This window comes from uncultured Lutibacter sp. (assembly GCF_947495725.1).
Classification (GTDB): Bacteria; Bacteroidota; Bacteroidia; order Flavobacteriales; family Flavobacteriaceae; genus Lutibacter.
Genome location: NZ_CANLZZ010000005.1, coordinates 40,282 through 54,063, shown reverse-complemented (window position 1 = coordinate 54,063; position 13,782 = coordinate 40,282). Strand labels below are relative to the sequence as shown.

The following is a 13,782-nucleotide window of genomic DNA, read 5'->3' as shown; positions in this document are numbered from 1 at the left end:
TTATCAGACTATACATTCATTTATTTTTTTAATTTTGAGTGAGAAAAATTGCAAAACTCATTTTACGCGTAAAAAAACGTTTGTTATCCTGTATGTTTTATGGGGATAAAAACATGTAGTATAATTAGATAATGAGTTGGCATTCATTAAAAAAAACTATGATAGAGAATTTACCAAAAGAAATTACATTAGAAAACTTATACAAATTTAATTTTGGAGATATAGAAGCAAATAATGATGAATTATTATTTCATAGTGTTTGTAAAACTTCTTCTATAATTGATTTTTTGACTGGAAAGAAAAATATCGTTTTAGGGGAAAAAGGAACTGGAAAAACTGCTTTATTTAGATTATTAAAAGAAGAAAAATTAAAATTTCAGAATCATCACGGGTATAAAAACTTAATTATCCCGATTGATGATAATTTTCAATACAAGAATCTAAAAGGAAAAATTTTAAAACTCATTCAAACAGAATCTGATGAAGATGTGTTTAAATATCAAATTGTTTGGGAGTTATTTTTATTTTTCAAAATGACACAACGATTAGAGAAATTGGATATTCCTTTAACTCAACCCATCAAAGAGTCTATTAAACTAACAAAGTCAATTTTTGGAAAAAATGAGTTAGATACATTCCTAAAAACAAAAAAGACATTTGGAATTAAACTATATGACACTGCAACAAGTATAATGCCAGATGTGTACTTCACAACCGAACCTGTCATTCAAGAAGAAAATATTAAAGAAAAGTTTACAGATAAACTTGAAATTGATTTGGATTATTACAAACAAGAAATCAATACTTTCTTAATAGATAATAATTTAAATATCGTTATTTTAATAGATAGATTAGATGAATTTGTAAGTCGTTCCTGTATTAATACACAGAAAGAACTGCTCGAAGCTTTAATTGCAGTAGAAAGAGAATATCGTAATTACTCAAACATTGAATTGAAATTATTTCTTCGAGATGATTTATTTCATCAACTTTCCTTTGATGGAATCGGATATGATAAAGTTATTTCAAAAAAAATTGATTTAAAATGGACTCCTGAAAATATTCGAGAATTCATTGCTAAACGAATTATTTATAATATTAAAAATATATTTAATTTAGAACATATAATGATTTCTGTAGCTCAAGAGAATATAGAAATTGATACATCTCTTGAAACTGATAATTATATTAAACCTGCTTTTTATGTTAGATGTTATAGAATGGCAATGAGGAAAATAAATAAAGCTCATTATGAACAAAAATTCCCTCGAAAAGTAAATTTAGATGACAACTTAAACAAGCAAATAATTCAAACTTTTCTTCCTAAACACGTTAGTTTCAAAAATGGCAATGGGCAAATTGAGAAAATAGAAATATTTGATTATTTTTCAGGAAATTTTAATCTTGGGACAGGTAATTCTATTCCTCGAATGGTTCTTATATTTTTGGATAAAATTTTTAATGTAATTTCTGATTATTATCTAAAAAACAGAGATGAACTACCTGTTAAAAAATCAGATACTCACTGCTTTGAGTTAGTCAAAGAAGGATTCTTTTTAAAAGCATATGAAAGCTTTAAACAAGATATTTACATTAATTTTTCTAAATTGAATACTGATTTTGAAAGTGAAATACTTCTATTTAAAGAAAAAATGGGGAATAGATATACTTTCAGAGCTAAAGAACTTAAAAACTTTTTAAGTATAAAAGATGATCTTGAACTAATTCACTTTTGCAATTATATGACACATATTGGGATATTTAAAAGAGTAAATTCATCTACAAGTATTAATAATATGAAATTTGAACTTCCAATTATGTTTAGAAATTAAATAACGAAATGCCAACAATAGGTATAAAAAATTGCTTAATTCAGAAAAATTAATATGACAAAGAAAACTGAAACTTCAAAATCCATACTCAAAAAAGAAAGAAAAGTTGAAAAGTTAAAAGACAAAACTTTAATAGATTTATCTTTTGACCTTAAAATCCCATTTCATCATTTCATTCAAATTTTGAAATATCTAAAGATTAATAAAGCAGATAACGATAAGCCAGATTTAAATGAATTAGAGAATATATTAAATTTTATAAAAGATAATAAAGGTAATTTACCACCCAAAAAGAATTTAAATTTAAAGAAAAAAGATTCACATTCAGTTTATGATAAAATCAATAAAAACAAAGGAATTGGAAAAGTTATTTATATAAGAAAGTCGTAACATTTACCAATACCGCATATGAAAAATTGCTCAAGGAATAAAATAGAATGTTTATAGTGAATATAAATTAATTAATTTTAACAATGGAAAATTGTAACAACAAAAACACAACTTCCGTTTTACAAAAAGGTTGTGCTTCATTAATGCGAAATAATAAAAACTGATAAAGTAATTTGAATTATTAATTCTATTAGATAAAAATTGCAATAAAAAGTTAAGAAATGAACTATGAAAAACTAGATATAAAAATATCTCAAGATCACTACGCAAATTATGACACCAAATACGTAGCAGAACTAACTCATACTGGATTAAATGAACATCGTGTTTTAGTTGATAGAAATTCAGCTATCCTTGAAAATAAGATTTTAACTCTCGCTGAAAGATGGAATCAAAAATGGAGAGTTTTGTGCGATAAAATTGAGAAAGAAAACTTAATTAGAAATTTAGAAGAAATAGCAAATAATAAAAATTTAGATGCTACTAGATTTCTTGAGAATACTACAAATATTCTTAATAATACTTTAGAAGTCGATGATACCATAGATTGGGATTTGCTTAAAGATAAAAGGGAATTTGTAAAAGAATCACCTCAGAAAAAAAAATTACCTACAAAACCACAAAAGAAAATAGTTAAATCAAAGGATAAAAAGGAATTACCAAAAATTACTGATAAAAAATATAAAATAAAACTTTCTTTAATTGAAAAGATATTTAAGAAAAAAGGTGAACGAAAAAAAACTTCAATCAAAGATAAGTTTGAAATAGATTTAAAAGAAACTAAAACTTTCAACAAAAAGATTGACGAAGAAAACAAAAAAAACACAGATGAAGAAGCTAAAACCTATCAAAAAAGGCTGAATGAATGGAACAAATCTGTTGAAATTTTAAATACCGAATATAATGAAGAATGCCAACGATTTGAAAATGAGAAAACAAAATTCTACAATGAAAAAGAAAGAGCAAACAAACTTGTTGATGAATTTAAAAATAAATATTTTGAATTAGATTCTCAATCTATTGAGCAATATTGTGATTTAGTTCTAAGTAATTCTATCTACCCTTCTTCATTTCCCCAATCATACGAAATAGAGTATTCTGAAACTAATAAATCAATAATTATTGATTATAGACTACCTGCACCGGATGATTTACCGAAAATAAAAGAAGTTAAATTCATAAAATCAAAAAAAGAAATAAAGGAAATTACATTATCTCAATCCCAAATTAATAAGCTTTTTGATAGTTCATTATATCAAATATGCCTAAGAACTATTCATGAGTTATTTGAAGCAGACACAGTTAATGCTCTTGACATAATAACATTTAATGGTTTTGTTAAATTTATAAATAAATCAAACGGTAAAGAAGAAAATAGTTGCATAATTTCGTTACAAGTTTCTAAAGAGGAATTTTTAAATATTGATTTAGCAAGGGTTGAGCCTAAAGAATGTTTCAAAGGTTTAAAAGGTGTTGGAAGTAGTAAACTACATGGATTATCTCCAATAAAACCAATAATCATGATGGACAGAAACGATAGCAGAATTGCTGAATCATATTCTGTTGTAGACGATATTAATGACTCAGTAAATTTGGCTATGATGGACTGGGAAGACTTCGAAAACTTAGTTAGAGAACTATTTGCCAAAGAATTTACAAATGAAGGATCTGAAGTACATGTAACACAAGCAAGTAGAGATGGTGGTGTTGATGCAATTGCATTTGATCCAGATCCAATTAGAGGCGGAAAGATCGTTATTCAAGCAAAAAGATATACTAATGTAGTTGGAGTTGCTGCAGTAAGAGATTTATATGGAACAGTTGTAAATGAAGGTGCAATCAAAGGAATTTTAGTTACTACATCTGAATATGGTCCAGATTCATATAGTTTTGCAAAAGATAAACCACTTACATTATTAAATGGGAATAATCTTCTACATATGTTAATGAAACATGGAACAAAAGCTAAAATTGATATAAAAGAAGCTAAAAAATATTTTAAAGAAAACACTTAAAAACTCATAGAACTGAACGGAATTTAAGTTATAAAAGAGAGGGGATTATCAATGTTGACGAAGTCTTAGCTTCACCGTATATATTAATCTTATTTCTCTCTTTTATTCTTTCTGATTAAGTATCTAATTTATTAAAAGACAAACTTAAAACGGATATAAAAAATAGCTTCAATTCTTAAAATCTATTTACTTTTTAACACAATACAAACTAAAAGCCTTATGAAAAAGAATTATTTTTACTTAATAGGTTTAGCAATAATATTGCTATTAAATTTTCTTATTTCTTATTTAACTAAAAACCACACAACTGAAAACATAAATAATATTAATTTATATGCAATTTTAAAGCAAAGTTTACACCCATCTGCAATATTTTTACTAATTAATTTTTTCAACAAAAAGAGTATAAATGCGCCTCTATTTTCTATATTCATTTTTGCATTAATAATTATAGAATTTATTTTTAGATACTTCAAAGAAAAAGATATAATTGAATATAATTATGTAATTGGAATGTTTGTAGGATTACTATTTGTTTTCCTAATTGATTGGTTTAAAGATAAATTAATTCTCGATATTAAATAAAAGCCACTAACTTTAAACTACTTAATCTAACTCAATCAATCTGTGCTATTTCAAAAATCTTATTAAAAACCGTTAGTAGTATTTATCGTACAAAAGTTTATAAAAAATAATTAAAACCTATCAATTTCTTAATATTTGCATGGTGCAAAAAAAATACATTTGTAAACATTAACATATCTTATTAAAAAACAATGAAAAACACTGCCTTAGCCCTATTTAATTTACTTTTAATTTGTATTAGCTGCAATAACACCAACGATATTATACCTCCAATTACCGAAGAACCAACCGAAACTACCAATATACATACTATAGATTTTTCATCGGTTACTGGTGTTTCTGAAATTGAAGATTTTGATATTGAAAATGACGTTATGTATTTTATTTTTAATAAAAGTATTTACAGCATAAATTTAAATGCTAATACAAGTGCCATTGAGCAAATTATAGAAGACACAACCGATTGGCCAGCATCATTAAAGGTAATAAATAACATTTTATATTATCAAGGTAACTCGGCTTGGTCGGAGTCTACAAACATAAAGCAAATTGATTTAAACAATGTTTCAGCAGGCGTGCAATCTACCAACGCCATTATAGGCATTTCTCGATCGCAGTTATGTAAAAACGCCGATAAAATAGTTTATATATCTAGTCCAGATGGGTTTTCGCCTACAAACAATTTTTACGAACTTAACCAATCGGCTACCGATAAAAAAATTGCTACCGATACATTTGTACTTCCAAAAAATATGCGCGTTATAGATCATTATTTGTATTTCTCTTCTCAAAAAGAGATTCGTAAATTAGATTTAAACAATCCAACCGAAGAATCTATTATTATCTACACAGTTCCAACTATTTTAAATGGCAGCGACAATGATGGTGAAGTTATTGGATTTGATATTTATAATGGTATTATTTATTTCAGTCAAGTTTCGAGCAACAAACTTTTAGCTAAAGATTTAGAAAAACCATATGAAGCTCCTACAACATTAAAAACTAATAACAACGAAGGAGAAACAGGTTATGGTAAAATAATTATTTCGAACGGAAAATTGTACGCAAAAAAAATTATTGACAAACAAATAGAGGTTTTTGAAATTTAAATAAAACGTAAAACTAAAAATTTAAATTGCGTGTAAAAAATTGCTTAATTCAACTAAATAGAATGTTTCTAAACCAAAAAAACATTAATTTTAAACATTGAAAAATTGCGTTTGTAACATAATTGTTTTGCTAGTTTTAAACCCATAATTGCAATAAATTTATTCAAATACCAAGTCACAAAACAAAACCTATGAAAAAGAGACCGTTGTTATTACTATTTATGCTTTCAGTACTAATTGGATTTTCTCAGAATAAAAAAAAGGAAAAACCAAATTACAAGAAAATTGAAAGAATGATTAAGAAAGAAAATTCTGATTTTTATTACCCAAAATTAGTAGCCAAATTTAATGCTGCAGATACTACACTAACACTACAAGAAAAAAGACTTTTATACTACGGATTTAGTTTTCAAAAAAATTATTCACCTTTCGAAAATTCTACATTCAAGGATAGTTTAAAAACGGTTTTATCTAAAAGTAGATTAACCAATTTAGATTATTCTTCTGTAGTTAAATACGCAGATTCTATACTTGTAGAATTTCCATTTAATTTTCAGGCTTTAAACTATAAACTTATAGCTTTTAAAAGTTTACAAAATAAAAATGAGTTTATAAAAACTATAATTCAAATGAGAACTATAATTGATGCAATTACAAGTTCGGGAGATGGAAAAACAGAAGAAACCGCAATTTATGTAGTAAACGTTAGTCACGAATACCTAACATTAAGCGCTTTAGGTTTAAAATTTTCTGGAGAACAATCGTTAATAAACCATTATGATTATTTGTCGGTTGCAGAAAATCCTAAAGGAATTAAAGGTCTCTATTTTGATATTAGTCCAAGTTTAAATGCTTTAGGAGAAATGTTAAAATAACTTTTTTAGTCGTTAAAATACTGCTCAACAGCCACCACTTATCACTAACTGAAAAGGTTTCTTTTCTTGTAATAACATTGCATTTGTAAAACCTCATATTGATAAAAATCAGTTCTAGCATTGATGAGGGTCATTTTTTTTAATTTACTTAATTTCTAATTTTAATGTAGCAAATGTGCTTTGTGCATTGAATTATTAATTTAAAACACCTAGTTATGACCGATACAAAAAACTTTTTAATCAATTTTTCAAATTATTTAATGGTGTTTGTCTTTTTATGTGGAAGTTTACTTTTAAGTAGCTGCAACAGTCAAGCACGTGAATTTGCTTTGCCTGAAGGAAACCTTGAAAAAGGAAAAGCAATTTATGAAAGTTTGGCTTGTAATGAATGCCATAGTATTCCAGATATTGCGTGGAAAGGCGGAATAGATAATTTAAATATACATCTTGGAGGCGAAGTAACAGCCTTAAAAACCTATGGAGATTTGGTAACTTCTGTAATTAATCCTTCGCACAAGGTTGCATCTTATTACAAACAAAAAACTTCAACCGAAGGAAGTCTTTCAAAAATGAAAAACTACAATGAAGTTATGACCGTGCAAGAACTTGTAGATCTTGTTACTTTTCTTCAATCGGAATATAAAGTTGTTTCTCCGCCAACCAAATACCATCCTTATTATTAGGTATTTAACAAATTATAGAAACCGCTTTTAATACATTTATCAAAGCTAATGGATAATCTATTGGCTTTGATTCTTTTTTTTTGAATCGTATAAATTGCATTGAAATATATTTACAGTATTAGAATACTTTAAAAAATATGCGCTTAAAGATTTTATGGATAAATTTAACTATTGTAATAGAAATACTAAATCACTTCTAATTTTAATGAAGATAAAATAACTATTTTAAACTTCTTCCTAAAATTTATGCCTAAATTTGAACTCGTTAAAACAGTAAAATTTTAGTATATTTAAACATAAAAAAGTTGCATTTTTGAAACTGAAATTATTTTTTAAATGTTATTGAAACAAAAATCTAATATGAAAATAAAGTTTTTATTTATTATAAGTTTGCTTCTCATTATGAGTTGTAATCGTAAAAAAGAAATGAGCTCCATAAATCCAGAAAATTGGACTAAACGAACTGCTACAATAAAAGCAACAGATTCGCTAGAATATGGAAAATCATACTTATCTATTTACTCGCAAATTTACAGTCAAACGCAACACAAAACTCATAATTTAACAGCAATGGTAAGTTTGAGAAATACGAGCGATTTAGATACTATTTATATTTTAAAAGCCGAATATTACGATACGCACGGAAAATCAATAAGACATTATTTTGAAAATCCAATATTTTTAGCTCCAATGGAAACTACAGAAATTATTATTGATGAAATTGATATTTCTGGCGGAACAGGTTCTAATTTTATATTTGAATGGAACATCCCAAAAAATTGTCCGGAGCCATTATTTGAGGGGATTATGAGTTCAACTATGGGACAACAAGGTTTATCCTTTACAACAATAGCCAAGCGTATAAAATAATATGGTAGAATATTTAACAACCCTATTTTTTATTTTTGCTGTTATTGATCCAATTGGTTCAATTCCGGTATATCTCGAAGCTACAAAAGAATTTGACGCTCGATATAAGAAAAAAATAGCCCTTAGAGCTTCTGTTATTGCATTTCTAATTCTGTTATTTTTTATAGTAATTGGTCAATTAATTTTAGAGGGAATGTCTGTTTCTCTAGATGCATTTCAAATTTCGGGAGGTGTAATTCTTTTCTTATTTGCATTAACAATGATATTTGGCGATGGTAAACCCGAACAAGAAAAAAATAGAATAACAGATTATAAACACGTTACAATTTTCCCAATAGCCATTCCGTCAATAGCATCTCCTGGAGCCATAATGGCGGTTGTTTTAATGACTGATAATCATATATTTACAATTCAACAACAAATTGTTACCACAGTACTTGTATTGGTTGTAATTGGTTTAACCTGCTTAATTTTATTAACTGCAAATCATTTACAAAAGAAGATTGGTAATTATGGAATTACCGTAATTAGTAAAATAATGGGACTTATTTTAGCCGCCTATGCTGTACAAAGTATTTTAAGTGGAATTAGTAACTTTTTTGGTCAAACATAACAATTGCACCTTAAACAATATTATAAAAAAGACATACCCAACTTAGCCAAATAAAGCAATGAAAAAATCCCTAATCTTTGTCATATCTTTGTTTTTATTTTCACAATTAAATGCACAATTTATAAAATCAACTTCGGTTGATATTTCTGCCGGCCTTGGAATAACTGTTCCTTATGATAATGTAGATATAGAAAGTTATGGTTTTTATTTACAAGGAGAATATGTACTTAACTCTTCTTATTGGATTGATTTTAGAACCTATGCTGGTTTAATTTTAACTAAAACAGAAATTGATAAACAACAAAATGAACCCGCTTACAAATCGGATGCTCGCGCTTTTTTAATTGGTGGTAAAACTCGTATATCCCCTCCTTTTCGTAGGTTTGCCCCATTTTTTGAAATAGGAATTGGTGCGTCTTTTGGTTCGTTCGAAACCTTTACACCATTTACTTTTAAAAAAGATAGCGGAGTTCAATTACATATTCCTTTTTCACTTGGTGTAGAATTAGGCTATTATCGAAATTACGAATTATCTCTAAAGTATTATTACCATCCAAATATGAAACAATTTTCGGGTGCTACTGCTGTTGGTATTTCTATACCGTTAAGTAATTAATAAGAAAAAATGCTCGCTTCTTATTAAAATTTAACCAAAGTAAAATTAACCATCTATCAATATCATTTAATAACCAAAGTAAATAATAAGTGTTCTCTTTATCGCTGATAAAGATGTTAATTCCAAGTCTATTTTTTTTAATTAATAATCTTTAACTTTTTATGGAATTTTACCAAAGTTTACGTAACTTTAGTAAACGTATTCCCCTAATTGAAAATGAACTACGTGTTTACACGTTAGTTATATTAACTTAATTATTAATCCAAAAATCGAAGTACATGACTTTTGTTGATTATTATAAAATATTAGGAATTGAAAAGAACGCTACCGACAAGGAAATTAAAAAAGCGTATCGAAAATTAGCACGTAAATATCATCCCGATTTAAATCCTGATGATAAAGAAGCTGAAAAAAAATTCAAAGAAATTAATGAAGCTAACGAAGTGCTTAGCAATTCCGAAAATAGAAAAAAATACGATAAGTACGGAAAAGATTGGCAACACGGAGAAGCTTACGAAAAAGCAAAACAACAACAACAATCTCAAGGCCAATACCAAGGTTTTTCAGGAAATACTGGTGGATATTCTGAAACCGATTTTTCAGACTTTTTTGAATCTATGTTTGGTGGTGCTCGAACCTCATCTAGACGTAGTAAAAGACAGTTTAAAGGTCAGGATTTTAATGCCGAACTACAATTAAACCTAAAAGACGTTTTTAAAACGCATAAACAAGTTTTAACCGTTAATGGTTCACAAATAAGACTTACAATTCCAGCTGGTATAGAAAATGGTCAAACTATTAAAATAAAAGGAAAAGGAGGAAAAGGAATAAATGGAGGTCCAAATGGTGACTTGTATATTAAATTTTCAATACAAAATCACACACAATTCAAAAGAGACAAAAATAATTTATATGCTTCTGTTGACCTGGATTTATATACCGCAATTTTAGGAGGTACTATTACAGTTGATACTTTTGATGGAAAAGTTAAATTAAAAATTGCTCCCGAAACTAAAAACGGAACAAAAGTTAAACTAAAAGGAAAAGGATTTCCTGTTTACAAAAAAGAAAATCAATTTGGAGATTTAATTATTACTTATACTATTAAACTTCCTACAAATTTAAATGCTAAAGAAAAAGCATTGTTTGAAGAACTTCAAAAATTAAGATAAAATGGTTGTACAAGATTTAATATTGGTCGAAAAACTTTGTTCTCACTATAAAATTGAGCTTTCATTTTTTGATGCGCTAAACAATTCAAAGCTTATAAAAATTGAAACTTTTGAACAACACCAATTTATTCATAAAGACGAGATTGGAAATCTTGAAAAAATGATTCGGCTTCATAAAGAACTAAACGTTAATATTGAAGGTATTGATGTGGTTTTTAATTTATTAAAAAAAGAAATGAAGTTAAGAAAAGAATTAAACGCTTTAAAAAATAGATTACGGTTGTACGAAAATGATTAGTTAGCTCTTTCCATTAATACTAATTTGAAACATACATTTAATGGATAAATTAAACTATGTATTTATATTTCTTGCTTTAATTGCTGAAATCGCCGGAACAATTGGTGGCTTTGGTTCTTCTGTGTTTTTTGTACCAATTGGTAATTTTTATTTCGATTTTCATTCTGTATTAGGGTTAACTGCTATTTTCCATTTATCTAGTAATTTAAGTAAAATTGCTCTTTTTAAAAAAGGTATCGATAAAAAAATACTGCTAAACATTGGAATTCCATCGGTAATTTTTGTAATTATTGGCGGACTTTTAACTACACTTCTAAATACATTATTATTAGAAATATTACTCGCCATATTTTTGGTTGCTTTAAGCTCTCTTTTTCTTTACAAGAAAGAACTCATTGTTTTACCAACTAAAAAAAATGCCATAACGGGAGGAATATTATCAGGTTTTTCTGCAGGATTGTTAGGTACAGGCGGAGCAATAAGAGGTCTAACTATGGCTGCATTTAATCTTGAAAAAAGTGTGTTTATAGCAACCTCAGCAATCATCGATTTTTTTATAGATTTTACTCGAACTTTTGTTTATTTCAAAAATGGATATATTCATAAACACGATCTTATTTATGTGCCCTTTCTATTAATTATTGGAATATTTGGCACCTATATTGGAAAACGCATTTTAAATAAAATTCCACAAAACAAATTTAAATCTATTTCACTTATTTTAATATTGTTAATTGGAATAGTTACACTTGTAAATGTGGTTTTAAAGTACTAAACGTTCGTGTTTTATCAAAAAAACTAAGAACATATAAAAACCCAGAACAACATCATTTTTAAAAATATTTAGCATTTAATATCTATAACAGTTTTGAAATTAATTTCTGAATAAGTTGAAACCTATATATCAAACAAACAAGGTTGTCTAAAAAGTATTAAAACTCGTCATTCTGAATTTATTTCAGGTTGACGAAAAGTTTTACTTTTAGACTGTTTTTATTTCATCTAAAATGAGATTTTAACCTTTTTTTGAAACAGATTGAATTAAAACAGCAATTCCCATTACCAAAGCACAACCAAATAAATTAAGCCATAAATAAGGCATCCAGTCTTGCCACCAACCAACAATTACAATTGCTTGTGTAATAAGTGCCGCAATAAAAACAGCATTTCCTTTTACATATTTTATAAAAAATGCTAGTAAAAAAATACCTAAAACATTTCCATAAAAAATAGAACCTATTATATTCACTAACTGAATTAAATTGTCAAATAAATTTGCCACACAGGCCACTAAAATTGCAATTATTCCCCAACCAAGTGTAAACCATTTCGAAATTTTTACAAAGTGAGCATCTGTCTTTTCACCAGTAACATTTCGCTTATATAAATCCATTGCAGTAGTGCTAGCTAATGCATTTAATTCAGATGCTGTACTAGACATTGCTGCAGATAAAATTACCGCCAACAATAAACCTATTAAACCTCTTGGAAGGTTATGTAAAATAAAATGAATAAACACATAGTCTTTATCATTGGTTTCTGCATCAACGTCTGCTTGTTTAATCAATGTTTTTGCAGACTCTCTATTTTCTTTTTCTAAAAGATTTAAATGTTGAATTTCTTTAACCAACTCAGCATTATCTAAATCGTTTCCATACTTTAAATTTACTTCAGATTTTAGTAGTTCTAAATCTTTATGTTTAATTTCTAACTGCTCGTATTCTTTTGAATACTCAGAATTTTTAACAATTTCTGTTGCTGTTGGATTGAAATTTAAGGGTGAAGTATTGAACTGATAAAACACAAAAACCATAACTCCAACCAATAAAATAAAAAACTGCATTGGCACCTTTAATAATCCGTTAAAAACAAGCCCCATTTGCATTTCTCTTATGGATTTTCCCGACAAATAGCGTTGCACCTGACTTTGGTCTGTTCCAAAATAAGATAAGGCTAAAAAACTACCACCAATAATTCCACTCCAAAAAGTATATCTATTATCTAAGTTGAATGAAAAATCTAACACCTCCATTTTACCACTTGCTCCTGCAATTTTTAGTGCTTTTGAAAACGAAATATCTGCGGGCAAATAACTTACAATTAAGTAAAAGGCTACAAACATTCCTGCAAAAATCACAGCCATTTGTTGTTTTTGAGTTACACTAACAGCTTTTGTTCCTCCAGAAACTGTGTAAATAATTACTAAAACACCAATAATAATATTTAGCATTGTTAAATCCCAACCCAATACTGCCGATAAAATAATAGCAGGTGCAAAAATTGTAATTCCGGCTGCCAAACCACGTTGTATTAAAAACAAAATTGCTGCTAAACTTCTTGTTTTTAAATCGAAACGAGCCTCCAAAAATTCATAAGCTGTAAATACTTTCAATCGATGGTAAATAGGAATAAAAACCAAACAAATAATTATCATTGCAATAGGCAATCCAAAATAAAATTGCACAAAGCCCATTCCGCTATGAAATGCTTGTCCGGGAGTTGATAAGAATGTAATTGCACTTGCTTGAGTAGCCATAACCGACAAGCCAATTGTCCACCATTTAGCTTCACTTCCACCTTTAATATAATCGGTTACATTTTTACTTCCTTTAGTTTTATAAGCTCCATATGAAACTATAAACAATAATGTTCCAATAAGTATTATCCAATCTAACTGTGCCATACTTATGAAAATGAAGTCATTATTAAATAAAACACTATTAT

At 27.5% G+C, this 13,782-nt stretch carries 14 protein-coding genes; 13 read left to right on the top strand and 1 reads right to left on the bottom strand.

Features of this window, described 5'->3' with window-relative positions; all coding sequences use genetic code 11:
• Nucleotides 1–158: 158 nt before the first annotated feature.
• From Q0776_RS12285 to Q0776_RS12225, 13 genes are all read left to right on the top strand, one after another.
• Nucleotides 159–1,832, top strand: a complete 1,674-nt coding sequence (locus Q0776_RS12285) for a hypothetical protein (protein ID WP_298368663.1) — start codon at nucleotides 159–161, stop codon at nucleotides 1,830–1,832.
• Between the two features lie 54 nt (nucleotides 1,833–1,886).
• On the top strand, nucleotides 1,887–2,222 hold the full coding sequence (locus Q0776_RS12280) for a hypothetical protein (protein WP_298368660.1): 336 nt from the start codon (nucleotides 1,887–1,889) through the stop codon (nucleotides 2,220–2,222).
• Between the two features lie 221 nt (nucleotides 2,223–2,443).
• On the top strand, nucleotides 2,444–4,237 hold the full coding sequence (locus Q0776_RS12275; protein ID WP_298368658.1) for a restriction endonuclease: 1,794 nt from the start codon (nucleotides 2,444–2,446) through the stop codon (nucleotides 4,235–4,237).
• Nucleotides 4,238–4,456: 219 nt separating this feature from the next.
• Entirely contained in the window at nucleotides 4,457–4,822 is a 366-nt protein-coding gene (locus Q0776_RS12270) for a hypothetical protein (RefSeq protein ID WP_298368655.1), read from the top strand.
• 191 nt (nucleotides 4,823–5,013) lie between these two features.
• Nucleotides 5,014–5,931 (top strand): hypothetical protein, encoded by a 918-nt coding sequence (locus Q0776_RS12265; RefSeq protein WP_298368653.1) that lies wholly within the window; start codon nucleotides 5,014–5,016, stop codon nucleotides 5,929–5,931.
• Between the two features lie 191 nt (nucleotides 5,932–6,122).
• Entirely contained in the window at nucleotides 6,123–6,806 is a 684-nt protein-coding gene (locus tag Q0776_RS12260; RefSeq protein WP_298368651.1) for a DUF4919 domain-containing protein, read from the top strand.
• A 215-nt stretch (nucleotides 6,807–7,021) separates the two neighbouring features.
• Nucleotides 7,022–7,489 carry a c-type cytochrome gene (locus Q0776_RS12255; RefSeq protein WP_298368649.1) on the top strand — a complete coding sequence of 156 codons (468 nt, stop codon included), beginning with the start codon at nucleotides 7,022–7,024 and terminating at the stop codon, nucleotides 7,487–7,489.
• A gap of 360 nt (nucleotides 7,490–7,849) precedes the next feature.
• A complete protein-coding gene (locus tag Q0776_RS12250; RefSeq protein ID WP_298368647.1) occupies nucleotides 7,850–8,359 on the top strand; it encodes a DUF3124 domain-containing protein in 510 nt (169 codons plus the stop codon).
• Between the two features lies 1 nt (nucleotide 8,360).
• The gene (locus tag Q0776_RS12245; RefSeq protein ID WP_298368645.1) at nucleotides 8,361–8,972 is read left to right on the top strand and encodes a MarC family protein; all 612 of its coding nucleotides are present in this window, start codon (nucleotides 8,361–8,363) and stop codon (nucleotides 8,970–8,972) included.
• A 58-nt stretch (nucleotides 8,973–9,030) separates the two neighbouring features.
• On the top strand, nucleotides 9,031–9,588 hold the full coding sequence (locus Q0776_RS12240; RefSeq protein ID WP_298368643.1) for a hypothetical protein: 558 nt from the start codon (nucleotides 9,031–9,033) through the stop codon (nucleotides 9,586–9,588).
• 278 nt (nucleotides 9,589–9,866) lie between these two features.
• Nucleotides 9,867–10,760, top strand: a complete 894-nt coding sequence (locus Q0776_RS12235) for a J domain-containing protein (RefSeq protein ID WP_298368641.1) — start codon at nucleotides 9,867–9,869, stop codon at nucleotides 10,758–10,760.
• Between the two features lies 1 nt (nucleotide 10,761).
• A complete protein-coding gene (locus Q0776_RS12230; protein WP_298368639.1) occupies nucleotides 10,762–11,058 on the top strand; it encodes a chaperone modulator CbpM in 297 nt (98 codons plus the stop codon).
• Nucleotides 11,059–11,098: 40 nt separating this feature from the next.
• Entirely contained in the window at nucleotides 11,099–11,833 is a 735-nt protein-coding gene (locus Q0776_RS12225; RefSeq protein ID WP_298368638.1) for a sulfite exporter TauE/SafE family protein, read from the top strand.
• Nucleotides 11,834–12,073: 240 nt separating this feature from the next.
• Here Q0776_RS12225 and Q0776_RS12220 read toward each other — a convergent pair whose 3' ends face one another.
• A complete protein-coding gene (locus Q0776_RS12220; RefSeq protein WP_298368636.1) occupies nucleotides 12,074–13,741 on the bottom strand; it encodes a sodium:solute symporter in 1,668 nt (555 codons plus the stop codon).
• Nucleotides 13,742–13,782 lie beyond the last annotated feature (41 nt).